General features: G+C 41.3%; 20 protein-coding genes and 2 tRNA genes. 12 read left to right on the top strand and 10 right to left on the bottom strand.

What is annotated here, in order from left to right:
- Positions 1-57: 57 nt before the first annotated feature.
- The gene (locus NBH15_RS11910) at positions 58-2,115 is read left to right on the top strand and encodes a glycoside hydrolase family 71/99 protein (RefSeq protein ID WP_250822744.1); all 2,058 of its coding nucleotides are present in this window, start codon (positions 58-60) and stop codon (positions 2,113-2,115) included.
- Between the two features lie 92 nt (positions 2,116-2,207).
- On the opposite strand, the gene NBH15_RS11905 is transcribed toward NBH15_RS11910, so the two are convergent.
- Both NBH15_RS11905 and NBH15_RS11900 read right to left on the bottom strand, forming a co-directional pair.
- The gene (locus tag NBH15_RS11905; RefSeq protein ID WP_250822743.1) at positions 2,208-2,783 is read right to left on the bottom strand and encodes a Crp/Fnr family transcriptional regulator; all 576 of its coding nucleotides are present in this window, start codon (positions 2,781-2,783) and stop codon (positions 2,208-2,210) included.
- Positions 2,776-4,128 (bottom strand): MATE family efflux transporter, encoded by a 1,353-nt coding sequence (locus NBH15_RS11900; protein WP_250822742.1) that lies wholly within the window; start codon positions 4,126-4,128, stop codon positions 2,776-2,778. The genes NBH15_RS11905 and NBH15_RS11900 overlap by 8 nt, the downstream gene beginning before the upstream one ends.
- Before the next feature lie 295 nt (positions 4,129-4,423).
- Between NBH15_RS11900 and NBH15_RS11895 the strand changes: the two genes are divergently transcribed.
- Both NBH15_RS11895 and NBH15_RS11890 read left to right on the top strand, forming a co-directional pair.
- Positions 4,424-6,910 (top strand): TonB-dependent receptor, encoded by a 2,487-nt coding sequence (locus NBH15_RS11895; protein ID WP_250822741.1) that lies wholly within the window; start codon positions 4,424-4,426, stop codon positions 6,908-6,910.
- A 210-nt stretch (positions 6,911-7,120) separates the two neighbouring features.
- Positions 7,121-8,059 (top strand): ketopantoate reductase family protein, encoded by a 939-nt coding sequence (locus tag NBH15_RS11890; RefSeq protein ID WP_250822756.1) that lies wholly within the window; start codon positions 7,121-7,123, stop codon positions 8,057-8,059.
- Between the two features lie 143 nt (positions 8,060-8,202).
- Here the strand turns inward: NBH15_RS11890 and NBH15_RS11885 are convergent.
- A tRNA-Phe gene (locus NBH15_RS11885) sits at positions 8,203-8,275 on the bottom strand.
- Between the two features lie 186 nt (positions 8,276-8,461).
- Here NBH15_RS11885 and NBH15_RS11880 point away from each other — a divergent pair.
- A tRNA-Pro gene (locus NBH15_RS11880) sits at positions 8,462-8,535 on the top strand.
- A 61-nt stretch (positions 8,536-8,596) separates the two neighbouring features.
- Here the strand turns inward: NBH15_RS11880 and NBH15_RS11875 are convergent.
- The 7 genes from NBH15_RS11875 to NBH15_RS11845 all read right to left on the bottom strand — a co-directional run bounded on the left by NBH15_RS11875 (position 8,597) and on the right by NBH15_RS11845 (position 15,455).
- Complete coding sequence (locus tag NBH15_RS11875) at positions 8,597-9,529, bottom strand: GNAT family N-acetyltransferase (protein ID WP_250822740.1); 933 nt, start codon at positions 9,527-9,529, stop codon at positions 8,597-8,599.
- Between the two features lie 19 nt (positions 9,530-9,548).
- The gene (locus tag NBH15_RS11870) at positions 9,549-11,174 is read right to left on the bottom strand and encodes an RluA family pseudouridine synthase (RefSeq protein WP_250822739.1); all 1,626 of its coding nucleotides are present in this window, start codon (positions 11,172-11,174) and stop codon (positions 9,549-9,551) included.
- On the bottom strand, positions 11,171-11,851 hold the full coding sequence (locus tag NBH15_RS11865) for a DUF4476 domain-containing protein (protein ID WP_128134590.1): 681 nt from the start codon (positions 11,849-11,851) through the stop codon (positions 11,171-11,173). Before NBH15_RS11865 ends, NBH15_RS11870 begins: the two co-directional genes overlap by 4 nt.
- Positions 11,852-11,930: 79 nt before the next feature.
- Complete coding sequence (locus NBH15_RS11860) at positions 11,931-12,572, bottom strand: nucleotidyltransferase domain-containing protein (RefSeq protein WP_250822738.1); 642 nt, start codon at positions 12,570-12,572, stop codon at positions 11,931-11,933.
- Positions 12,573-12,642: 70 nt separating this feature from the next.
- Positions 12,643-13,479 (bottom strand): SDR family NAD(P)-dependent oxidoreductase, encoded by an 837-nt coding sequence (locus tag NBH15_RS11855; RefSeq protein WP_250822737.1) that lies wholly within the window; start codon positions 13,477-13,479, stop codon positions 12,643-12,645.
- A gap of 56 nt (positions 13,480-13,535) precedes the next feature.
- Complete coding sequence (locus tag NBH15_RS11850) at positions 13,536-14,342, bottom strand: TrmH family RNA methyltransferase (protein WP_250822736.1); 807 nt, start codon at positions 14,340-14,342, stop codon at positions 13,536-13,538.
- An 81-nt stretch (positions 14,343-14,423) separates the two neighbouring features.
- Positions 14,424-15,455 (bottom strand): alcohol dehydrogenase, encoded by a 1,032-nt coding sequence (locus NBH15_RS11845; RefSeq protein ID WP_250822735.1) that lies wholly within the window; start codon positions 15,453-15,455, stop codon positions 14,424-14,426.
- Between the two features lie 417 nt (positions 15,456-15,872).
- On the opposite strand from NBH15_RS11845, the gene NBH15_RS11840 reads away from it, so the two are divergent.
- The 8 genes from NBH15_RS11840 (at position 15,873) to NBH15_RS11805 (ending at position 26,412) form a co-directional block, all read left to right on the top strand.
- The gene (locus NBH15_RS11840; RefSeq protein WP_128135741.1) at positions 15,873-16,313 is read left to right on the top strand and encodes a DUF6078 family protein; all 441 of its coding nucleotides are present in this window, start codon (positions 15,873-15,875) and stop codon (positions 16,311-16,313) included.
- A gap of 161 nt (positions 16,314-16,474) precedes the next feature.
- Positions 16,475-17,977, top strand: a complete 1,503-nt coding sequence (locus NBH15_RS11835; RefSeq protein ID WP_250822734.1) for a BT4734/BF3469 family protein — start codon at positions 16,475-16,477, stop codon at positions 17,975-17,977.
- Positions 17,978-18,041: 64 nt separating this feature from the next.
- Complete coding sequence (locus NBH15_RS11830) at positions 18,042-19,733, top strand: recombinase family protein (RefSeq protein ID WP_244050251.1); 1,692 nt, start codon at positions 18,042-18,044, stop codon at positions 19,731-19,733.
- Between the two features lie 148 nt (positions 19,734-19,881).
- On the top strand, positions 19,882-21,726 hold the full coding sequence (locus tag NBH15_RS11825) for a hypothetical protein (protein WP_250822733.1): 1,845 nt from the start codon (positions 19,882-19,884) through the stop codon (positions 21,724-21,726).
- A gap of 471 nt (positions 21,727-22,197) precedes the next feature.
- Positions 22,198-23,217, top strand: coding sequence for a DUF3871 family protein (locus NBH15_RS11820; RefSeq protein ID WP_035447267.1), 1,020 nt, complete (start codon positions 22,198-22,200; stop codon positions 23,215-23,217).
- Between the two features lie 85 nt (positions 23,218-23,302).
- Positions 23,303-23,749 carry a JAB domain-containing protein gene (locus NBH15_RS11815; protein WP_128135603.1) on the top strand — a complete coding sequence of 149 codons (447 nt, stop codon included), beginning with the start codon at positions 23,303-23,305 and terminating at the stop codon, positions 23,747-23,749.
- A 150-nt stretch (positions 23,750-23,899) separates the two neighbouring features.
- Complete coding sequence (locus tag NBH15_RS11810; protein ID WP_128135604.1) at positions 23,900-24,487, top strand: tyrosine-type recombinase/integrase; 588 nt, start codon at positions 23,900-23,902, stop codon at positions 24,485-24,487.
- Between the two features lie 743 nt (positions 24,488-25,230).
- Positions 25,231-26,412, top strand: a complete 1,182-nt coding sequence (locus tag NBH15_RS11805; protein ID WP_128135605.1) for a hypothetical protein — start codon at positions 25,231-25,233, stop codon at positions 26,410-26,412.
- Positions 26,413-26,514 lie beyond the last annotated feature (102 nt).

The raw sequence follows: 26,514 nt of genomic DNA, 5'->3' as shown, positions 1-26,514 counted from the left end.
TATAATTCGTTTTGAATCAGTTTTGTCTTATTTTTATAAACTCTGAATTTATAGATTATGAAACAAGTTAATGGTCTTTGTATAAATCAATTATGGACTTTTGGACTGATAGGGATAATGGCCCTGTCGGGATGTGGAAATCAAAAGGATACCGTCCATTCGAATGTGAATATGCCTGATTCTTGTTGGGATACTTATTCTGATACCTGGGTGGCAACGGATGCTTTGGGACGGACTATGCCGACACAGGAAGAGGTCGGAAATGTCAAGGATGATAAGCGTCGTGTGGTTGGTATTTTTTATATCACGTGGCATTCGGATAATTTGGCTAATTTGAAGGCTCCTTATCGTGCTGATGTAAGTAAGGTGTTGGAAGAAGCTCCCGAAGCTCGTCTGGATGCTAATCATCCGGCATGGACAGAAGGTTCTTACCATTGGGGAGAACCTGAATTGGGGTATTTCCTTAGTCGTGATGAATATGTGATTCGTAAAGATATGTCGATGCTGGCCGATGCCGGTGTGGATGTATTAGTTATGGATGTAACAAATGCAGTCCGTTATTGGGATGAGTGGGAAACTCTGTTTACAACGATGCAAAAAATGAAAGCGGAAGGTAACAAAGTCCCTCAATTTTGTTTTTGGGCTTTCAACGGACCTGTTATTTCTGTTGTACAAGATTTATATGATAAAGTATATAAAGAAAATAAATATAAGGATTTATGGTTCTACTGGGGAGATAAACCTTTACTGTTGTATAATGGAAAACCGACAATGGATGCTAATGGCGGAGGTGTGAAGAACCCGAATCCTCATTATGATCCCAAAGCATTGACTGACCCTTCACATTCTCACTATAATGATCCGGATTACATAAATGAGTTTTATCCGGATTATACCCAGGATGTGAAAGATTTTTTCACGCTCAGAACCATGTGGTGGGGATACTATGAGTGGGCTGGTGAACGTTTTGTCGGAACAGAAGGAAACTGGAGTTTTGGCTACGATTTGGGTGACGAACGAGTATGTAAAATGTCACCGTCGGATTTGGTTGCAACTTATCGAGGAGAAAATGAACAAGCAGCAGTTACTCCGGCTCAACATCCTATTTCCATAATTGGAAAATCCTGGACTCGTGATAAAAAGGAACCGAAGTTGAATGACCATGATATGCCTGAACCGACTTATGTCTCCTGGCTAGGGAAGACTGTAAATGATCCTACAGCATACGGTATCTATTTTCAGGATCGCTGGGATGAAGCATTGAAAAACGATCCTCAGTTTCTGTATTTGAATGACTGGAATGAATGGACTGCTGGAAAATATAACTCAGGGAAAGCTCCCGGGTCCGAATTACCCGGACCGACAGAATTTTTGGGACGTAAAAATCCGTTTTATTTTGTAGATCAGTATAATGCAGAATTTAATCGTACAATCCAACCGATGAAAGGTGGCTATACGGACAACTATTATATGCAGATGGCACAGAATATTCGTCGTTATAAAGGAGTTCGTCCCATACCACAGAGTAGTGGATACCAGAAAATCCGAATAGACGGGACATTTAAGGAATGGGATAAAGTCAAGGTTGAATATCGGGATACCAAAGGAGATGTAACTCATCGTGACCATAAAGGATATGGCGGAAATCATTATGTAAATAATTCTGGTAGAAATGATATTGTTTTATCGAAAGTAGCAGTAGATAAGGATAATATATTCTTTTATGTGGAAACGATGGATAAATTGTCCCCATTTTCTGATCCGAACTGGATGTTATTACTTATCGATGCGGATAATAATGCTTCGACCGGCTGGTACGGTTATGATTTTATAGTAAATAAAAAGGTTGTTGATGCGCAGTCGACAGAATTGATGAGGTATGATGAACAAGCCGGAGAGTGGAAGAAAGTAAATACATTGTCATATCGGGTGAATGGAAATCAATTGGAATTATCAATACCTCGTGCAGATTTGGGATTAATTGATGATTCATTTGTCTTTGATTTTAAATGGACTGATAATCCTGCAAATTTGAAAGATCCTATATCATTGTGTGTAGATGGCGATGCGGCTCCTAACCGAAGATTTAATTATCGCTATATCTGGAATAAATAAAATCGTGCTATAGGAAGCATCTGTTTATAATATGAAATAACCTTAACAGCTAATGTCTGTCAAAACGTTGGCTGTTAAGGTTACTTTCTTTTCTATTTGTTTTTGTTCAGCCCGGCCCGGATGCGGCTGAGTGACTGGGGAGTTACACCGATGTATCCGGCTATCTCTTTCAAAGGAACGCTATTAAACAACTCCGGCATCTTTTTGATGAAAGCCAGGTAACGCTTTTCCGCTTTCGGGCTGGATATATCGACCAGAACATCATCTTCATTAACGAGTATATCCATCAGAAGACCTTGTATCCATTTCAGAAAAGCCGGCGAAGACTCCGACAGTTTTTGTATTGTGCTGTTTCTCATTTCGATGGCAATACTGTCACTCGACGAACAGATTGTGTAACGTGAAGGATGTCCGCGGAAATATCCCCAGGAAGAGAATATGGTTTCCCCGGGGATAGCAAACCAAAGGGTTTGCTGTTCGCCTTCTTCTTCAATGTAGGCTCTCCATACACCTTGGTCCAGAAAATAGATGGAATCGTCCGTCTTGCCTTCCCCAATGACAATACTGCCTTTGGGGAAATGCAGAATACGGAGTGTCTGCCGGAGTAATGTCATTTCCGTATCGTTTAGGTTACACCGGTTGTCTATTTCTTCAATTAATTTATCCATTCTTACGTACTTTATCTACAATTAATAAAATGACGATAACAACTGTTGTGGTAATATCCCCTGCTGCTACTGCCAGCCATATACCATTGACATCCAGTAGTAAAGGTAATGTGAAAAAGAATACGACAGGCAATATTCCCCGTAAAACTGTCAGTGATATCGCACGCCGTAACCGTTCGATACTGGTATAATAACCGATTATGATGATGTTGATACCGAAAAACAGGTAATCGGTAGCAAACAGCGGTAAGCCGGCTACAGCATATCCCCATGCCGCACAAGCTGTATCGGGAATGAAAAGAGTAACGATGCTCCGGGTAAAACATATAAACAGGAGCATGATGCTGAATGCGAATGCCAAAGTGAAAAGCATGGATAAACGTAAAGCGTTATCCGAACGTTTCATCTGTCCGCATCCGTAGTTATAACTGATAATCGGCTGTGCGGACTGTACGGTTGCGTTGAAAACCATGAATATGATTGGGAACAGGTAGCAAATGACACTGTAAGCCGCTACGCCGTCGGCTCCCATATAATCCATAAAAACATAGTTGCCGGAAATAATCATAACGGATATCGTTATCTCACTAAGGAATACGGAAAAGCCGAGCTTAATCATATAACCTACATTCCGGAGCGTCAACAGCAGACTCTTGACACTCAGTTTCAACCAAACGAACCGTATGGCTATCGAATGCCGGAACAGGTAGATAATCATAATGGCGGCACCAACAAACTCACCAATATCTGTTGCAATCGCTGCCCCGAACAATCCCCATTTGAAAATAAAAATAAATAAATAGTCGAGAATAATATTCACAACGGTAGCAGCCAGCATCGCCCACATGGATATCTTGGGATTCGTCAGCCGGATAAAAAACGGAAGGGCAACCACCAGTACCGTAAACGGCAGGCTGATGGAAAACCAGAATAAATATTCAACCACCATATCCATCAGATATTCATCGGAGCCGAAAAGGGTGGCTATCTTATGCGGAAATATCGTTAGCAACAACGTCATAACGAGGCTGATGAATACCAATGCGATGACCGACTGGGTAAAATTAATATTCGCAACTTTCTTTTTACCCTGCGACAAGTTGATGGAAGTGAGTATCCCGCCTCCCATACCGAACATCAATCCGACTCCGGTAATAATCATAAAAATAGGGGCGGAGATATTGACCGCTGCCATAGCATCACTTCCAATCCCGTTCCCGACGAAAATACCGTCTATAACGGTAAATAGTGCCGATGCGGCCATCCCCATAATGGTAGGAACCAGTAATTTGGTAAATAGTTTTCCTACGCTCATGCTTTTGAAATCAAGGCTATCCCTCTGCATATCAATTAGTTTTTAATAATAACGCCCGCAAAGGTAGGCCTTTAACCTCCGGATGAACTTACCAATTGGTAATAAATGAAAATAGATAAAATATTATATTGTAGATTGAAAAATATTCGTTTTTAAATGTGTTTGCTTCTGAATATCTACTGGTGATGATAATCAATTTCAAACCAGTGAAAGTGTTTTTTATTAAGGTATATTTGCTTATTTTTTTATTGTTCCGAATAAACTATTCCGTTAATAACCAGTCAAACAAAGCGACAAAAAATTGGAATAGATAGATATTTGGACTATGATGAAGAAGAAGATGAGTATTGTGCTGGCCGGAATGCTTTTGTGTTTTGCTCCGGACATGTTTGCAAATGAAACGGATGGAAAGATTAAAGGTATTGTAATGGACGGCGAACTGGGTGGACCGTTGGAGTTTGTTACAGTGCAGGTAAAGGCAAAAGGTTCGGATAAGATAGTGCAGGGTTCCGTTACCGGGAGTGACGGAAATTACACTATCGGCGGATTGAAGAAAGGGGAATATGTAGTTACTTTTTCTTATATCGGTTATGAAGAAGTGTCTAAAAATATTTCTATCAGCAGCGACAACCAGATTTTGAGTCTGGGAGAGTTGACACTGGTAGAAGATGCCAATCAATTAGGAGAAGTGGAAGTGGTGGCGAAACGGCCTCAGATGCGGTTCGAGATTGACAGGAAAGTCTTTGATGCGACGCAGGATATTGCGGCCGAAGGTGGTTCGGCAAGCGACCTGTTATCCAATATCCCGTCTGTAGAAGTAGATAATGAAGGCTCGGTGTCGTTGCGGGGAAACTCCAGTGTAACGATTTGGATTAATGGTAAAGCATCGGGTTTAACGGCTGATAACCAGGCGGATATTCTGGATATGATGCCGGCCGGAGATATCAAGCAGGTAGAAGTTATCACCAATCCTTCTGCCAGATATAGTCCTGAGGGTACAGCCGGTATTATCAATATTATATTGAAGGATGACCGGAAACCCGGTTATTACGGAAGCGTAAAAGTCGGAGCCGATACGGACGGAGGGTATCAGGCGAGTGGTAACATCAATTACAGCAGTAGTAAAGTGGATGCTTATGCCAATCTGAATTACCGTAACCGTGAGTTTAAGGGAGGAGGCATCACGAGTCGTCTGAATACGACGGACAACAGTTTTCTCGACCAGACCAACGATTCCGAACGGCAGCATAATAACTGGTTCGGACGTTTTGGCGCCACCTGGCATATCACTAAAAGCGATGACCTGGCATTTAATGTAACCGGTATGACCGGTGGTGGAGACAATAGTGAGAATATCCATTATAACTCTATCGACAGTCAGAAGAATACAATCTACACCAGCGACCGTATGACCAATGGCGATTCGGATATGAAAATGTATAATCTGGAACTGAATTATGTTCATAAGTTTTCGGAAAACAGTAACATCGACCTGACGGTCAGCAATAACCAGTGGAGACGGGACGGAATGGATATTTTCAGGCAATCGACTGTCTATACAGACCCTTCCCAAACCGCTAACCCTCTTTATCAGACTCAGGAGAATGATATAAAGGACAAAACCTGGGAAGTCCAGGCCGACTACACCAATAAAATATCCGATATGGCCCGCATCGAAGCCGGCTATAAGGGTACTTTTCAGCGAAATGCCAGTCCGGTTGATACCTATACCGGAACGACAGCCGAAGATATCCGACAGGACGAGTCGCTTTACAACCGCTTCCTTTATAATCAGGATGTACATGCTCTTTACATGACATACGGCGGAAAATGGAATAAATTAAGTTATCAGGCCGGTCTGCGCGGTGAGTACTGGCGGGTGGATACCCGTTCGCTTGATTTCGACCAGGAGTTTAACGGCAAAGCCTCCGAGGCTTTTGAAAAAGATTATTTCAAACTTTTCCCGAGTGCGTTCATTTCTTATTCCTTGCCGAAAAACAATGAGTTGCAGGTGAATTATACACGCCGTCTGCGTCGTCCGTGGGGAGGACAGTTGAACTCTTTCCGTAATATATCCGATGCTTCCAATATCTCTTTCGGTAATCCGGAGTTGACACCGGAGTATTCTCACTCATTTGAATTGAATTATATCAAGAGTTGGGAATCGGGACATACTTTGTCTTTATCCGGTTACTATCGTTCGACGGATGATGTAATTCAGCGCATCCGTTTTCTGAATACGGAAGACAATGTAATGTATACCACCAGTGAGAATGTGGCAAAATCGCAGGCCAGCGGTCTGGAAATCGTAGGGAAGGATAAATTATTCAAGATACTCGATTTGACAACGACAGTCAACCTCTATTATTCTAAATTGGATGGTTTCAGTTATCTGCCGCAAGGTGCGGAAACACCGGTTATCGGAGATACGGATGAGAGTTTTGCCTGGAACGTCCGTATGATTGCCAACTTCAGCCTTCCCTGGGGCGTCTCTTTGCAGGGAACAGGTAATTATAATTCCAAACAGTTGATGGCACAGGGACATCGCGAACCGAATTATTCGGTCGACCTGGGCTTGCGTAAATCTTTCCTGAGCGATAAACTGACCTTGAGCATTAATGCCCGAGACTTGTTGGATTCCCGCAAATTCCGTACCGTTACAGCCGGCGACGGTTTCTGGCAGGACTCTGAGAACTGGCGTGGCGGAAGACGTGTCGGTTTCACGCTGACTTACAACTTCGGCAACATGAACAAGAAAAAAGATAAAAACAAGAGCAGAAGCGAAGAGCCGGATATGTTTGATATGGAATGATGCGCACGTCTGAATCATAAGCTGGATAGTGTATTATAACAAAGTCCTTTTTTTACACCGCTTTCCAGTAAAGAAGGATTATTTTTACTGGCATAATAAAGCAAAATGGAGAAATTTCAGCTAGTACAACCGTCCAAGCAGTTAAGACCATACGTACAACCTATTACTCCGGCACCATGGCACATAACGCGGAACGAAGTTCGCAGCGTTATGTGCCATGGTGCCGGAGTAATAGGTTGTACGTATGGCTGGCAATTGGCAGAGGCCGGACACGATGTTACGTTACTTGTCCGGAAGGAACAGAAACAATTGATAGATGAACAAGGTATTCATCATATTTGTCAGGATTTTAGGAGCAGTATAAAGAAGACGGTTGATACAGTCTTTCGTCCTCATGTGATTGACGGACTGGAAGCACGGAATGATTTTGAATACATAATTGTGGCAACGAATAAGATACAACTACCGGATGTGTTGCCGGTTTTAGGTGTGTCTGCTGGTAAAGCGCATGTGATGTTCTTTCAGAATAATTGGGATTGCTTTGATGAGATTGCCCGTTTTCTGAAACCTGAACAGTATTTTTTCGGCTTTCCATTCATGGTAGGAGGTGGAAGAGAGGCGAACGGAATACATTGTGTTATTTCGGGAATGAAATATTCCCATACTCCCATCGGGGAGGTGGATGGAGAGATGACTCCCCGTGTGCGGAAAATGGTTCAGGCGCTAGACGAAGCACATCTGAAACCTGTCTTGTCCCGACAGATATTACTTTGGATAATTACTCATTACGCTACTGCTGCCGGATTGACTGCCGGAATATTGAGTGCAGGCGGTGCAGCCAGGTTTGTGAATGACTTCGCTATTATTCGAACTACTATCTGCGCCATTCGTGAGGGTTTTTCTATTTGCTTGAAGCGTGGATATGATGCCAAGGAAGAGAAAGCAAATAAATTGTATCGATTGCCTTTGTTTCTAAGTGTTCCGATTGCCAGGAAGATATATGGCAACGAGGCTTTACAACTTATGTTTGACGGTCATGTGAGTCATTCTCCTAAAGAGGTACGGCAAATGATTGAAGATATGATTGCCTACGGGATAAAATACGATATTGCCACTCCTCATTTAGCCAAATTAAAAGAGACTATATAAGGAATAAGTATTTTTATTGGAGAAGTTGTACTCATAGTTTAAATAGAACAGGAAAAACGAAGAGAATAGGTGATATTTTGTGAAAAGAAGGGGATTGCATACAAAAAAAGCAGCTACTTTAAAAGTAACTGCTTGATTTTCAGTGGTACCACCAGGAATCGAACCGGGGACACAAGGATTTTCAGTCCTTTGCTCTACCAACTGAGCTATGGTACCGTTTGTTTTGTTTAACGGGTGCAAAGGTAGGGAAAATATGATACATTCCAAATGTTTCCTGAAAAAAATGTCGAAAAAAATACATTTGAAGAAATTGAAGGGATGAATGCTATATTTTTTTGAAAAAAACATCGAAAGTGTTTGTGGATTCAAAAATAGTTGTACCTTTGCAGCCGTAATCAAAAACGGGATGTAGCACAGTTGGCTAGCGCGCCACGTTCGGGACGTGGAGGTCGGAAGTTCGAGTCTTCTCATCCCGACTACAAAAAGAGGTAAATCAGAAATGATTTACCTCTTTTTTTGATATCTTTTATACGTACATTATATATATAAGGACTTCCGCATCTGGAAATTGCTCATTTCAACATTATTTACTTTGACAAGCTGTTCCTGTTCTACAATGAACCCTCGTTTTTCGAAAAAAGGACGGGCGGTAATACTCACTTCTGAAAAGAGGTTGGGTATATGATTGTTGCGTGCAAAATCTTCTGCAAAATCCAATAACATGGTGGCAATACCTTTACCACAGAATTGGGGTAGTATGAACATACTGTGTAAATATCCTTGGCTATTAAAAGAAGTGAATCCTGTTATCCGGAAAGATTTTGTTTCTTCTGCGACGATAAATTGCAGGCCGCTTGTGAATAATTCCTGCCAACGTTCGGGAGAGGCACGTTGTATCCAGGCTTCGATTTGTTCGGGCGTGTAATCTTTTTTACAACTATTTCTTACACTCAGCTCGAAGACGGAGTGAAGTTCCGGAAGATCGCCTGCTTCAGCTTTTCTCAGGCGGACCGGTTTTAACTGCATATGCAGGATTGGATAAGCTTTTCCCTGTCCGTCGATAGTATCCCGCGCTATGACCTCGAATCCTCTGTTCTGGTAAAAATGCAGGGCTTGGGTATTTTGCTCGTTTACATCTACCTTCTGCATCTTCTTTTCCCGTATGGCATATTCAAGCAATGTTTTTCCCAGGCCTTTTCCTTGCTGTGCAGGATGAACAAAAAGCATTTCGATCAGTTCGTCGCTTAATCCCATAAAGGCGGCGATTTGCTCTGTTTTTCTGTCTCTTATAATGTAGAGTTCTACTGCACGGAAATACTCGTTTCTTATCAGAGGTTTGTAATATTGGATATCATCTTCCGTCAGGAAATGATGAGTGCTGCGTACAGATGCTTCCCATAGCTGGATTAGTTCGTCGTAATCTCTAATGGAAGCAGCTTCATACATTGTTTGTTGTTGCTTTTCTTTCATGATTGTCCTGTTTTAGAATTTAAAATCCGGCTTTTTTTTCTATCCGGATGATTTGGCCTGATACCGGATGCCGGAATTCAAGGAACTCCGCATGCAGGTAAAGGCGGTCGGCTCCTTTGCCATATAATTCGTCACCGATAATAGGAGCATTGAGGCCTAGTGGGTGGGAAGCATGTACACGCAACTGGTGCGTCCGTCCTGTAAGCGGATAGAAAGCAATGCGTGTCCGATTCCCGTTGTGGGCAAGAACCTTGAATTGGGTAATGGCTGGTTTGCCATGTTCCGTACTCACAATCTGCCGGGGACGATCCATAGGGTCGAGGCAGAGGGGAAGGTCGATAATGCCTTCTTTGGGTATGACTGTTCCGTCAAGCAACGCGGCATAACGCTTTTTTACCATTCGGCTTTTGAACTGTGCCTGTAAGTTCTGATGTACTTCTTTTGTTTTGGCAACCAGTAATATGCCGGAGGTTGCCATATCCAGGCGATGTACTATCATGGGGCCTGTTGCTTCGGGATAACGTGTTTTTAGTCGATGGTAGACAGAGTCTATATCCGCTTTGCCCGGAACAGATAACATTCCGGCAGGTTTGTTAATTGCTACCAGCCAGTTATCTTCGAACAGGATTTCAAGTTTCGTGTCACGATGCAAGTCGTTTAGTAGCGGGTTTTCTTCTACATTCAATCCTTGCAGCATGTGCTTTAAAATCGGTTCGCATTTCCCTTTGCAAGCCGGATAGAAATATCCATGATGGCGTATTTCTCTTTTAGGCGAATTGCCCCACCAGAACTCTGCCATAGCAATAGGTTTCAGGCAATGGAGGTAGGCATATTGTAGCAATTTGGGTGCTGCACATTCTCCGGCTCCGGCAGGAGGGACCTGTTGTGTAGTCTCTTTGAAAATTTCACATAAGTCTTTCGTCTCTCCTTTCCCGTTTAGTATCCGAAACTGCTCGAAAAGTTGCTGCTGTAAAGCGGCTGAGCGGGTTTTGCGTTCTGTTTTCAGCTGCTCTATTGCCAGGTCTAATGTCTCTGCTTCTGATCGTATGGCGGAAATACGTTCATCCCATTGTTTTTTTAACCGTTTTAATTCAGCCTTTTGAAACTGGCTTTCACGTACCATGTTTGCCAGTTCGTTTTCATCGGAGGTATGCTTGCGCCTTTCTTCTCGTCTTTGTTGGGCCTCTTTCAGCTCTTCTTTGGCTGTATTGATTGCTTTTTCTGCCTGGTCGATTGTTTCTGCCAGTAGTATCTTGGTTGCCAGATAGTTTTTATCCGTCTGGGCCTTTTTGATGCGAGCGTTGATAGCAGATATCTGATCTTCTTCGATCCGGAAGAAACCGTTCGGTTGTTGAAGGTCGTAAATGGGAGGGACGAAATAATCATGCAGATTTTTTCCCGCCAGAATACCGGAAAAAGCGGCCAGATAGCCGGTCTCTCCTGTCTGGATTTGTACGATCAGGACACCGAACATCTTCCCCTGCTCCAGATCACTTTTCCATTCATCCTTGTTTTGCAGATATTTTTGTACCTCGGCTGCTGCCGCTACGCATAAAGGATGAGGTGTGTAATGGAATGGATAAGTAAACTTTTCCGGCAAATGAAAATGCGTAGCCGGAAAAGGTAACTGATGGAACTTGTTCATTTCTGGGATCGGCGCAATATTTTATTCGCTTTTTCTTCACTGGAAAGAAAGCTCAGCGACTTGATAATGTCTTCGTAATTCTCGGAATCGACGATATGCGGGGCCACTATTTCCAATACTTCCAGTTTATCATCATCGAAAGTGTAGATGGACATGAGGCGTATACACTGTTTGCAGGTGAAATTTTTATTGGTAACCCCCATTTCAAGAAGTTCCAGCTGGTCGTCTTTAAACGGTTTTTGTTTGACCTTGTTGTATAATTGCTGAAAGTCTTTTTCGTTTATAGCCCTGGATGGTCTTCTGTGGTCATCCGGGCGGGATGGATAGGGAGGTTTTCCATAATCGATATCACCGGGAGGATAAATGGCTACCGGAGGGTTTACCGGATAATTATCACCGTCGAATGAGTTCATATTGCTCACCCTTTCGTTGATAAAGTTGACTATGATGATGGTTGTTTCCGCTGTCAGCGGATTTGTTTTCTTGTATTCCCATTCTTCAACTTGTTCATCGAACCGGCGAAAGTCTGGTTCACCGAGCAGACTGACGACTTCTTTTTTAGCCATCCCTTTTTCAACCTTCATGATAGCACTTTTGCCGGTCATGTAACTTCCGCAACTACAAAAGGATATGGAACTGATGATCAGTGCAAGTGCTATGAATGTTTTTGTTTTCATGATCTTCGAACTTTATATATGTATATTGTTTGTTTGTAGAAAACAAATATATAAAGGAATATCAGATTATGACTACTCTTTAGGGATAAACTTGTTTGGTTTTCGTAATATTCAATATTCCGTCATACATACGATGCAGGCTGATATACCGGCATTTGTTCTTCATCTTGAGCAGTACGACGCGTTCCGTGTATCCGATTTGATCGAAGAAGGAAGGGAAAGATTTTCCGGCGAGTTCTGCTTCCTTAATTCTTTGCTCGTCCATTTCCATGAATTCCTCATGGCTTTTGGCCTTGCGGGAGAGTTCAAACGCAATGTCGATGTCTGAATAATCTGTTTTTTCAGGATCAATATAACTGCCGAATAAAACGATTTTGGAGACTCTATACAGGTAAAACTCATTACTGTTGATCTCTTCGACCCGTTCCATGAATTCCTGAAATAGTTTATCGGCCTTTTCCTTGTTGAGTGGATTGGTATACCGGGCTACACAAAGGGCTTGACCTTTAATGGTCAGTTGATACTTCCCTTTCTTCTTGGCTGATTCGATATATCCTTCGGATAATAAGACATCGATAAGCTCTTTCGTTTTCTCTTTGTTGAGGTCGAATTGCTCGCTTATCATCTCCGGAGATATCAGAGCGGGTCTGATGTGGTCTAAATAATCCCTGATTTTCAGGATAGGAATATCGCAGATTGTTTGTTTGCGTGTCAGTCTCATAATGATATAATTTTATGTTGGGGCAAAGGTACAATCTTTTAAAAGAATAATCGTTTAAAGTTGTTGTTTTTCAATGATGGTCGTGGAATATCCTGGTGGTTCCGCCATCAATTGTTATGTTTTCGCCGTTAATGAAATCATTTTCATCCTGACAAAGGAACAGGCAGATACGGGTTATATCTTCCGGTTTTCCAATTCGTCCGGAAAAGGGTATGGGATGGGCTTCCGAGTCGATCTGGTCGTAATCGTCTGCTTGTATCCAACCTGGAATAATGGAGTTAACCGTTGTATGACAAGGTGATAAAGACATGGCAAGTGTCTGTGTTAATGAGCATATGCCACTTTTAGATGCGGCGTATGCTTCACTGCTAAGTTTGTTTGTTGGGTAATGAGTGGACGATATATTGATAATCCGGCCGTACGGGTTGGGTGTCGTTTGTGATTGACGGTGAATAGCGAGCAGACGGGAGGTAATAAATGCCGGTCTCAGGTTTGCTGATAAAGTCTGGTCGAAATCTTCCACGCTGGTTTCTGTGAGAGAGGCGAATTTACTGATGCCGGCATTGTTGATGATGATATCCAGGTCGCCCCAATCTTCTAGGATATGGCGCATACAGTTTTCAAGAGCTTCTTTATTATTGATATCTACGTGATAAAAAGTGGTACCGGTTTTTTCGGCTGTTTCTTTTCCTGATTCTTCATTCCGGCCACAAAAAGCTACACGGTGCCCGGCCATACGGAACGCCTTGACAATTGTTTTTCCGATACCATCAGCGCCTCCTGTCACGAAAACTCTGCGCATCTTGTGGGTTGGAGTTGTTTTTTTCTTGCCGTAGCCGCTTTTTGTTGCGGAGGATTTTTGAGACTGATATTCCTGATATTTTCTTTCCAGATAGTTATCTGCCATGATGTTTAGTTTTTTATATTATGTCGTATTTGGATGAATTATTTAAGTTTGTGTGACTATATTCGTGGAACACGAAGCTGCCAGAAAGCTACGGCAGCCGCAGCGGCTACGTTGAGTGAATCGACACCGTGCGACATAGGGATACGAACTACGTAGTCAGCTTCAGCAATTGTTTCCGGTGGAAGTCCGTCTCCCTCGGTACCCATTACGATAGCCAGCTGGGGTTCGGTTGCCAGGACCGGATCATCAATGGAAATAGAGTTGTCCGTGAGTGCCATGGCTACAGTACGAAATCCCAACTTGCCCAAGTCACTGAGAGAACCATCCATCCAGGTCCATGGTACAAGAAAGACTGTTCCCATCGATACTCTGACTGCACGGCGGTTCAACGGGTCACAAGAGTTACGCGTCAGTAATACGGCATCGATTCCAAAGGCAGCTGCCGAACGGAAAATAGCACCGATATTGGTTGTATCAACAACTCCGTCGATAACGACGATGCGTCGGGCTTCCCGGCATACCTCTTCCATACTGCGTACCGCAGGGCGACGCATGGCACAAAGAACACCTCGTGTCAGAACATAGCCGGTCAATGTAGCAAGTAGTTCTCTGCTACCCGTATAGACAGGCAGATTACCACAACGTTCAATGATCTCGGAAGCATCCCCTGTGATATGTTTATGCTCACACAAAATGGCTAAAGGTTCAAAGCCTGCGTCCAAAGCTCTTGTGATAACCTTTGGACTTTCTACGATGAAAATACCCTTATCAGGCTCGATACGGTTGCGTAATTGAGCTTCGGTGAGGGTACAGAACATTTCAACACCGGGATGAGATAAAGAGGATATTTCGATAACAGGCATATTCTTATTTATAACTTTCGGTTAGACACACAATCGTTTTATTCATATAACAGGTCGTTTTAACAGGCATTAAACAAGTCTTTAATAAATAGCGACTTTGATGACACCGTCCAGTTTGTTTTCGAAAACACGATATGCCTCCTCTATCTCGTTCAACGGAAAGCGGTGAGTGATAAGAGGAGTGGTATCTATCTTACCTTCCTCAATCAGTCTTAGAATCTCTGCACAGTCACAGCCGTCTACTCCACCTGTTTTGAAAATCAAATTCTTTCCATACATATCAGGTAAAGGGAAAAGCAGAGGTTTGTCGTAAAGAGCCACAATAGTGACTATCGCATTGGGACGAGCGCACTCCCACGCCATCCGGAAGCTATCTTCAGTCCCTGCCACTTCCAAAACAACATCAGCTCCGCCGTGATCACTGTTTTTGAGTACAAATTCTTTGCAGTTATCAGGTGTCGTTATCAATACATCGGGATAATGTTCACGGACAAACTGAATCCTTTCAGGAGACTTTTCACAGACAATGATACGCTTCGGATTCTTCAGCATCGAGCAGAGCAAAGTGCAAATACCGGTAGGACCGGCACCAATGATGAGGACAGTGTCTTTCTCCGTAATCTCTGAGATACGAGTTGCCCAGAAACCTGTGGCAAGTACATCACCGACGAATAGAGCCTGTTCATCACTGACTGTGTCGGGGATACGGTTCAGTCCTTGATCGGCATAGGGTACTCTGATATATTCCGCCTGCCCGCCGTCGATACGGCAACCTAAGGCCCAACCACCGTTGGGGTCGGTACAGTTATTGACATATCCGTGGTGACAAAAGAAACACTCCCCGCAGAAAGTCTCGACATTCACAGTCACTCTGTCGCCGGGTCTGACTGATGTGACATCTGTTCCCACTTCTTCCACGACACCTACCATCTCATGTCCGACTGTTGTTCCGGGTACTGCACGCGGTACACTACCATGCTTGATATGCAGGTCGCTGGTGCAGATGCTGCCAAGAGTCACACGTACGATTGCATCCCGTGTATCCGTAATTTTGGGTTCCGGTTTGTCTCGTAATTCAAATTTACCTTGTTCAATATATGTGTATGCAAGCATAGTTTTATTTATAGAGCAATTGGATTTTCAGTACAATTTGTTCATTCAGTTCTAATCTGATTTTGAAATAAGACTTCCAAGCTGGGGTGTCTTTTGTAACAAAGATATAAAACAATCTGCTATAAAAGGTAAAAGTAGATGATTATTCCTCTCGAGATGTTAAAATAGGATGGTGAAATGTTTTCTTGATTTATCTTTATTGCTTTTATGTATCTTAGTTTGTTATAATATCTACAGTATCTACAACTATATTTTATAAGCTTTATAAATAAGTATATTATGCAGTGATTGTAGATGGAAAATAATCTACAACTATTCTTCAATATCTACCACTTTATACCTGTTTTTCTACATATTTTATTTGCTTTTGGGAAGGATATGTCTTATATTTGGAAGACATTCAAAACAAAAGCAAATATGATAGAAAAGCTCGATTACGCTATGGTCCCGACAGGTTTTGCACATTGTTTTAACGGAAACTGCAAAAGCGCGGACCACTGTTTGCGGCACCAGATTGTCCGTTTTATTCCCGATACACATTGGTCGATCTCTGTTGTGAATCCGGCATGTACCAATTCCGATGGAGATTGTAAGGCCTTTATGGCGGATACTCCCGTGCAATATGCCGTCGGCATGGATCACCTGTTAGACCGGATTCCTTATAAGGAGGCGAAGTGCATCAAGCAACGCTTGCTGATGACGTACGGTAAGAATAAGTTTTATCAGTTTAAGCGCAAAGAAAGAATCTTTTCGCCCGAAGACCAGCATTATATCCAACAAGTTTTTCTTAATAACGGGGTGGAGGAAGAACCAACCTTTGATTCCTGGAAGACAGGCTACCGATGGACAAAGGGATAGGGAGGTACAAAAAGTTTCTTCTGGTGGAAACAATGGTTTTCTGCTGACAAAAATTTTGTTTCCTGCTGAAGAAACTAAAGTTTTTACAGCAATAAACTAAAGTTTTTTCATCAGAAAAACAAATCAATGTCAGTTAGTAATTCTCTCAAACAACATATAAAATGAAGATAACCAAGCAGACAGTCTATCGGGATCGTGTTGCGCAACGGGCGATGGGCATGGAGGAAATTGTAGCATGGGTAAAGGACGAACAGACGAGGGAGAAACTTATGCTCTTTCGTGAAAGGCTGAGGCGGGCCTATCCCGACAAGCGTTATTCGTTTACCCGGAAATTACCTCAGTTACTCTTTGCCGGGACTTTCCGGAAAGGCGAATTGAAGGAGTATAATGGCTGGGTATTGCTGGAAATCAATCGGTTGAAGAGCATGGACGAAGCTTTGGACTTGAAGCGGAAAATCGTTGAATATCCGCAGACCTTGTTCGCTATGATCGGTTCCAGTGGACGGAGTGTGAAGTTTGTGGTGGCTTATACCTATCCCGACGGGTCGCTTCCGCGTTTGCGGACCGATGCCGAAATTTTTCATGCGCACGCTTACCGGCATGCTCTCAAAACGTATGAACCGCGCCTTTCTTATCCCATCGAACTGAACCGCCCGGCACTGGAACAGGGGTGTCGCCTTAGTTTTGATGCCGATGTGTTTTACAATCCTGATGCGCTTGCCATTCATCTGGAGCAGCCTGTCGCCATGCCTGAAGAAAGTGCCTATCAGGAACGATTTGAAAAACGGATGCCGGTCGAGAGTGCCGGGAAGACGCTTTATGAGCAATATCGTTATGTTGCCATTCAATATGAATTTGCTTTACAACGGGCCCTGGAGGAGTATGGTGATTTGGATCTGAAGGTGGATTTCAAACCTATGTTGGTCACGCTCGGTAAACTCTGTTTTGCAGCCGGGGTGGAGGAGGAAGATTGTGTGAAGTGGACGTTGCTCTATTGGGGGAATCTGATTTCGGAGGTGGAGATACGGGAGACGTTGGGCCATGCTTACCAGTTAGCCCCCGGTTCGGATTTTGGCAGTACACCGCTTCATAAACCTGAGCAGTTACAAGCGTTGAAAATGGAAGAGTTTATGAATCGCCGTTATGATTTTCGTTACAATCTGATGTCCGGCGGACCGGAATATCGGGAGAAAAATACATTCTGTTTCGACTATCGTCCGGTGACGGACCGCGTACTGAACAGTATTGCTCTGAATGCTCAAAAGGAAGGTTTGCAGTTGTGGGACAGGGATGTACGGCGTTTTGTCTTTTCGGACCGTGTCCCAGATTATACGCCCATCGAAGATTATCTGGCCCGTTTACCCGCGTGGGACGGCAAGGACCGTATACGTCCGCTGGCTGCACGCATTCCGTGCGACAATGTGCGGTGGGAACAGTTGTTTTACACCTGGTTTCTGTCTATGGTGGCGCACTGGCAGGGGCGTGACAAACAGCACGGCAACAGTCTCTCTCCTTTGTTGGTGGGCGGACAGGGATGCGGAAAGTCCACTTTCTGTTTCAATCTGTTACCTCCGGATTTGAATAAGTATTACACGGACAGTATCGATTTCAGCAAAAAACGGGATGCCGAATTGTATCTTACCCGTTTCGGCTTGATCAATTAAGCTAATAACTTTTATGATAAAATTTAAAGTGCTATATTTGTGCTGAAATTCAAGCACTAAGAAGATGAAACGAGCAGCATTATTGCTAAGATGTAGCACCAATATACAGGATTATAACCGTCAGAAGTTGGAACTTGAGAAAGTCGCCAGCAGGTTTAAATTGAAAGTCGCCAAAGTCTTCGGTGAACACGTAACTGGTAAGGATGATATTCGTAAGGGCAACCGCAAGTCTGTTGATGAATTGATTGATGCCTGTGAGAATGATGAAATTGATGTCGTTCTTATCTCGGAGGTCTCCCGACTGACAAGAAACTTTCTATATGGAGTAACTTTGGTCGATAAGTTTAATCGGGATTACAGCATTCCAATCTACTTTAGAGATAAAAGGAAATGGACTATTGACATAGAGACAGGCGAGGTCAATTTAGAATTTGAGAAGGAGCTACGCAAAGCATTTGAACAGGCGGAGGAAGAACTTGCATCCATTCGTTTCAGAATGGCGTCAGGTAAACGAGATTCAGCAGGATTAGGTCAATGGTTTGCAGGCATCCCACCATTCGGATATACAAGACAGAAGAACGGCTATTTAGTCAAGAATGAATATGCTCCAATCGTGAAAGAGATGTTCGACAAGTACCTTGAAGAAGGACAGGCGTTGATTACCACAACGAGATATATCTATGGTAAGTACCCTGATATAAAGAAGCTAAAGAGCATTGGCAACACCAAGTTCATACTAAACAACAAAGCTTACACAGGCAGAGCGGAAGCCAATATCTATGACGAGATAGACAAGGTTACTGATACATTCTACTTTGACATTCCTGCCATTATAGACGAGGAAACCTATAACAAGGTGCAGAAGAAGTTAGCTAACAACAGAACCACCACCCCTTATCCGAGAGCTACCAAGTACCTATTACAGAAACTTATCAAGTGTTCCATATGTGGAGCATTCTACACAAGGCTGCACTCCAATAAGAGAGATACCGTACACTTCAAATGCACAAGTGACAAGAATAGTCTGACAGGCTGTAAGAGCCAAGTCTATCTGAATGAAAGGATTGTAAACCCTATAATATGGAACTTCGTAAAGGAACAGTTGTTCTATGTCGGTAAGATGAATGTGGAGCAACGTCTTGAAGCTATTGCAGGAGAGAACGATAACAAGAGTAAAGCCATTGAGGAACAGGATGCACTTAAAATATCTTATAAGGAGCAGGAGAACAAACTTACAAGGTTGGAGGACTTATATTTGGATAATGACATAGACAAGAACCGTTACAAGGAACGGAAGTCCAAGATTGAGAAAGAGCTTTCATCCATAAAGGCTCAAATGGATAGACTGACAGACAGAATAAGACTGTCAGATTTCAACATCAAGCGGTTCAACAGTACGGACTTTACGGAGCAATATTTTAAAGAGGTGGAAGCAGACCTTGAAAAGCAGATGAAAGTCCTTCGTGAGTACGTGAAAGGCATTTACCCCTTATACATAGACAAGGTTTATTGTTTCCTGAAGGTTGATACCATTGAAGGAATATTCAATATATTCTACGAACCACGAAAGGCTCAACAAAAGTGCGCCTACTTCATCAAAGACACATTGGCACAGTACCACCCTGACATACGGAACTTCTATACTCCCAATAACACATTACTGACAGACAGTGATGAAGTGGATGCTTACTACACATTGGAGGAAATGAAAGAGATTTGTAGCAGGAACGGGTTTGAAGTCCGATACAGGGAATGATTGCAGCAGCCGTTAAAGGAATTAGAACGATATGCCTGCCTTTAGACCAAATTTTACTAAAATGGGACAGAATCATTCAGACCATAATAAAGATAATTATTATTACTTTTGTCCCATAATTCAAACGATTAAACTTTAAATTCAGATTATGATAGAGAATACCAACTTGGAGTTAAAACTCGTTGAAATTCGGGACAATCAATATATGTCAGACCTCTACCCTGACGGTCTGCCGAGTAATGCCATTATTGATAAGACTTTAACAGCCAAAGGAGCTACAACTTGTGAATTGGATGAAAGATATGCCAAACGTAACTCCATAATCATTGAACCCAATGTTCCCGTAATTGACAGCAAGCAAGTCAAATACTCAAACTTGTTGGGAGTGCGTGAAGGAGTTACGGATTACGATGTTAAGAAATATCTGCTCGACAAGTCCATACGTTACAAGAAGATTATAGTAACTCCTGAAAGCTATTCCAAAGTCAAACAGGCGGCTGAATATGCAGGTGTAAACCTCTTTAAAGACTTCTTCCTGCTTATAGATGAGTGCGAGAAAGTAGTACAGGACTCAAATTTTAGACCTGCCATAGTTCAGCCATTCTTCGACTTCTTTAGCTTTGACAACAAGGCATTGATTTCAGCTACTCCATTATCACCCAAATTAAAAGGTTTTACCAAACATTCGTTCAGTCATATCAAGATTGTACCCACTTACGACTACAAGAAGAATCTATCGTTAATAGGCACGAATAACGTACAGTTGGAGTTCTTAAAGCAAATATCCTTGAACGATAACAAGAAAGCTATATTCCTAAACTCACCTGACTATGCAAAGACCTTGATAGATAAAGCAGACATCAGGAACCACAGTAAAATCTATTGCTCCAATCAGGAGAACGCCATTAACAAACTCCATGAGGACGGCTACAAGGCTTCTGACAGCTTCGTGTCGGGTGAGATATTGGAACAGTACAGCTTCTTTACGAGCAGGTTCTATTCAGCAGTAGATTTAGATACTCCTGACAAGCCTGATATAATAATGGTTACAGACTGTTTGAGCAAGGCTCAGACCATGATTGACCCTTTCACCCATTCCGTCCAAATAACAGGCAGGTTTCGTTCAGGAATTGGTAACATTACACATATAACGAATTGGAAGGAGGATTTAAAGCCTAAATCTCGTGAAGAAATCATTGAAGATATGGAAGCACAGAGTAAGGTCTATAATATGCTTGCAGACTTAAAGGAAACTCTTACAGGCAGGGAAAGGCAGCTTCTGACCGAGATACAGGAGCGCATCCCAATTTATAAGGTCTTGTTTAGAAATAATGATTACAAAGGAAAGGTAAACCCGTTCTTGGTAGAATGTGACATTCAGAAGTCCAAAGTCGAATCGTTCTACCAAGACTTACAGTCATTAAACAATGCTTACAATGAGACAGGACATTTTAATGTGTCGTACCATTATGAGCATTACAAAGAGAAACCTAAAGCTGTAAAAGCTAAACCATTGTCAAGAGAGAGAAAGTTACAGATATTGGAACGGTTGCAGGATTTAAAACCCGAAGGACTGGTTTTGAAATTTCTTACCGAAGAACAACAGGAAGAATTGAGGTCTTTAAGACATGAAGCTCCCGAACTGTGCAAGTACTATGAGAAGTTCGGCATGGATAAGATTATAGAAATCGACTATGATTTAGCTACCATGAAACGGCAACTTAAATCCGCACATAAGAAGGAGATTTGCTTCGTACCAATAGATGAAATCCATAGCACTTTTATAATAGGCAGACCATATTCAGAGAATGAGATAGTAACCAACTTACAGACCATATATGATAAATATGAGCTTGTGGATGATAACGGTAAACCTTTACAAGCTAAGGCTACCTACTTGGATAAATATTTTAGACTTTCTGACAGAATGACCATACCCAAAACCCGCCTTAAAGGGTACATTCCACTTGAAAAGAGATATTCACTTGAATAGTCCGATATTGGGACAGAATTATTAAAATCAATCTTTATTATGGTCTGAATAGTTTTGTCCCAATTCATAAAAATTTGAAGTTGAAAGCATTCTCAGATATAAATTTGTGAGACCGAGCGAAGCGAAGGTTGAACCCGATAGCTGAACTGAACCCGATAGCTGAACTGTGAACGCTACTACACCCCTTTAAACTCCCCCTCTCACCAAGTGAAAGAAAAATGAGTTTAAGCATAGACCTGCCCACCCCCTCAATCATTATAAATTTTACTATTCACCTCACATCATTCATGGACTTCTTAAAGCGATACACAATACAGACATAATGGTAATACTGTCTAATTGTAAATATCACTTAAAAGTAATTCAGTGAATTGTAGTAAAGTCCAAATCGTAACGGAGCAATCCAAAACGATATGGACTTTACCAATTTCAGAGTTAATTCAATCAATAACCATTTAATTCAATTTCATTATGAGAGATTTAGTAATTATGCCAGCTATGGCACAGCGTAGAGAATCATTAAACATGGGTGAGTTTGCAGAAGAAGCAATCATTGTGGAAGAAGTAACAGCACCCAAAAGAGTAAATCATTTCATTGAAGCAAATACACAGGAAGTAACCTTACAGCACCTACAACAAGACTGCATCATTCCAAGTTTTGCATCAATGGAAGAAACCATTAGCCACCAATCCTTTATAGGTGCAGTAGTGGATGCAGCTAAGGATTACTTTCATGGAGAACAGTTTGATATGCCAGAGATTAGAATCTCACACCCTATCAATGGTAGAATACCAAGTGCATTGGGTAAGAAAGCATCTGAATTGACAGACGAAGAGAAAACTTTATTCTATCAGAGAATGTGTTTCTGCTTTGAAATTCCATCCATTGTACATGATGAATACGGTAATCGTTTAGCGTTATCCATTGGTGGAGTGAGAGCATATAACGAGATTAACCTATACAGTAAGAAATCTGTTGAGAGATTTAAAATCTTCATAGGATTTAGGAATAGAGTTTGCAGTAATCTCATGCTCACCACTGACGGTTTGCAGGATAAGATAGAAGTCCTAAGCGTACAGGAACTATATGCAGCAGCATTGAATCTGTTCCATGCTTACAATCCATCCAAAGACCTGCATCTGTTAAGGACACTTGGGCAGATGTCAATCTCAACGAGTGAGTTCTGCCAGATAATAGGCAGGATGAGATTATATCAAGCTCTTACACCCAACCAACAGAAACGCTTACCTCGTCTATTGTTGGGAGACAGTCAGATTAATGCAGCTTGCAGAGCATTCGTTTCTGATGTGAATTTCAAGAGTACGGGGGACAGCATTACAGGCTGGCAGCTCTTAAACCTGCTCAATGGTTCTGTAAAGTCAAGTTACATTGATAACTTCTTGGAGAGGAATCTTAACTGTACAGAGTTTGTACAAGGCATTCAACGTGCCAAATTAGGAGATAGTGAATACGCTTGGTTCTTGGGCTGAGTGGATTGTTGATTGAGAGAGGAAGGGACATCATTAAGTTGGTGTCCTTTCTTTATTTCTACCAACTTATTAAACATTGTACATTATGGATATAGATTATACTGTAGGTGAAGTGGAACTGTCCTACAAACCCAAATTCAAGAAACTGCATAAGGTAGTCAGTTCTGAGGATGCTTATAGATACTTACTTCCTACCTATAAGGAGGGTACAATCTGTTACAAAGAATATTTCAAAGTCTTGTTTCTAAACCAAACCAGCCAAATTTTAGGTTACACTCTCATTTCAGAGGGAGGAATTACTGAAACTTGTGCTGATGTAAGAGTAATTTTACAAGCTGCATTGCTTACCAATTCAGTAGCTCTTATTCTTGCTCATAACCACCCAAGTGGTAACACGAAACCAAGCAGGCAGGATATGGAGATTACTAAACAGGTTAAGGATGCTGCAAGACTTATGAGAATTACAGTTTTAGACCACCTCATATTAACAGATACAGGATATTACAGTTTTGCTGACGAGGGAGAATTATAATAAGGTAAAGGACACTCTAATTCTAAATTGGGTGTCCTTATCATATTCACTTTGATAATTAGTGAATATTCCTTTAATAATCAATGAGTTAGCAAACATAACTAAAAATTAATATTCACTTCTATTCATTTCATTATAAAACAGAACATTATGTCACTTAAATATTCAAGCACAACCGCAGACTATCTTGTTTGGTCTGATGCAATGAACCTCATAAGGAAGTTAGCCAAAGACGAGAATTATAAAATCTCACTTCTTATAGCTTTAGGATGCTTCACAGGATTAAGAATATCTGATATTCTATCTCTAAGATGGAAGCAGATATTAGATGCTGACGAGTTTACAGTAATTGAGAAGAAGACAGACAAAGTAAGGACTATCAGACTGAACCCCCAATTACAACATCATATTAAAGAGTGCTACGAGCATATAAATCCTGTTGGAATCAATGCACCAATTCTTATAAGTCAGAAAGGCACTATCTTCACAGTTCAGAGAATCAATATCATTCTTAAAGAGGTGAAGAAGAAATACAAGTTAAAGATTAAGAACTTTAGTTGCCATTCGCTTAGAAAGACATTTGGTAGGCAGGTCTATAATATGAATAGTGATAATGCTGAACTTGCCTTAGTAAAGCTGATGGAATTGTTCAACCATAGTTCTGTTGCCATTACAAAAAGATACTTGGGACTAAGGCAGGAAGAGATTCTACAGACTTATGACTGTTTGAGCTTCTAATTGATTGGGACAGGATTATTAAGATTCATCTTTATAGTGGTCTGAATAGTTCTGTCCCAAATCCATAGAATATTGAGCTTAGATACATCTAAAGTCCAATCTTGGTAGTTTGGCATTTCAGCCTTATAGAAGTAAATCAATTATATAAGTTTACAGACTTTAGAACTATCTCAACTCTTATTAATCATGTTACAGGTAGCACTTCTTGAATATCCAACAATATACTGACTTAAAGATGATAATTCAAGGTGGGTAAGAATATTCAGAATTTAGTCTTTATATGGGAAGAAGTGAATTTGATACCCACATGGATTTACAAAGTTCAGATGCAACTCTTATTAAATATCCCATTCAGACCATGTTTGAGGGCATAGAATTTACTATTAATCCACACTTCATACCTAATGATTTAAAACCTTTCATTATCTTTGCATCAATTCCAATGAACTAATGTGTTAGGGAGTTGGAAGGACATATTTAACGAAAGGTGTTATTGAAATTATCTTCTACATTCAAACTTCGCAACTTTGATATTGGCACGAAGATGATAGCAATAGCACCCACACATTTGATATATATTCATCGGTTAGGTGAACTATATACCTTTTGGTGTGGGGCTATTGTTTTATCCGTGCCAAAGGTAATGCGAAGACCTGAATGTAGGATAAGACAGATATAGTTCCCACACCTCTTTTATTTATGGCTTGCCGTAGGGAACAGGTGAGCGTAGATTAAACTCGATAATGAAAATATTTAGATTATTGGCAGCTTCATTATTAGTTGCCGTATGCGCAGGATTTAGTTCTTGTGGCGATGATGAATTGGAAGAACATCAAACAGAAGTAATGTTCATTGATGGAGATTCTTTTTCTACTTATGGACTGAATTTCAGAGATTATGAATGCTATGGCTCTTTCCATTGGGGGAATATTAATCATTTCTCAGGCTTGAAGAATAATCATCTATGGATTAGTTCTTATGATAGGACGACTAAAGAAAAACTTTGGGAATGGACTGATAATAGAACTTTTGACAAAAAACGTACAGTTCATGTTGGATATGGAGAATATAAGGATATTGAAATATCAAGCATTACCACCTATGGAGCTTGCGCCAAGAACAACATCTTCGTTGCGAGTGTCAGTTATAATGGTGAGTCATACAATGAAGATAATATCTTGTTCAAAACAGCAGCAGGAACGCTCAAAGAAATAAAAAACGACTATCGTGCATATATTACTGATTGGTACAAGGAATCTGTGTTCGTTGGGAATTGTTGCTATAACGACATGGGAGATACACTTTATGTTAGCCAAGTAAACAATGGCGCAGTAGGAGGGACACCTATTTCTTATGAAGAATCTGTTAGCGTCAATGTTGATGTTAATTTTGATGTTAATGTCAATGATTTTCTAACACAAATCACTGCGTCAAGAATTAATTATAAAACATATAAGAACGTTTGGTACACGAAGCATAAACCTCCATTTGAAATTTTCTCTGACACCAAGAAAGAATGTACATTACTTGACAATTCCACCAATATATGGAAGTACAAATTAGACCTCTTATATTATGACGGAACGAAGAAAGATTATACATTTTACCTAAATATTGAGAACGGCACAATCTCTGAAACCCAAAATGTTTCTCCCCTTGTTGGTAGTTGGGTTTATATCACAGATGAAGGATATAAAGAGATTATCACTTTTTACAGTGATAACACTGGTCGTTGGGAGTCAGTGAATATACATGACAACACTTCCAATTTAGACCCATTTACTTATACAATGGATGATAAGGAGGATAAGTTTATTATTGATTTTGGAGATAATTCACCCGAAACGTACTATTATAACATATCTGACAATAAGATGAAATTGATGTACGAGGACGGACATGTAGAACTTTATACCAAGCAATAAATTCTTATTGTAGCATAAGCAGCATTTGAGGAAACTCTTATGCTGCTTTTATTTCATTATAAGCCAATCTTTACTACCTTTGCAGTACAAATAATGTGTTCT

The sequence above is a fragment of the Parabacteroides caeci genome, from assembly GCF_023656795.1.
Lineage (GTDB): Bacteria > Bacteroidota > Bacteroidia > Bacteroidales > Tannerellaceae > Parabacteroides > Parabacteroides segnis.
The sequence above is the reverse complement of the archived record's forward strand: the minus strand, read 5'-3'. Positions and strand labels throughout refer to the sequence as shown.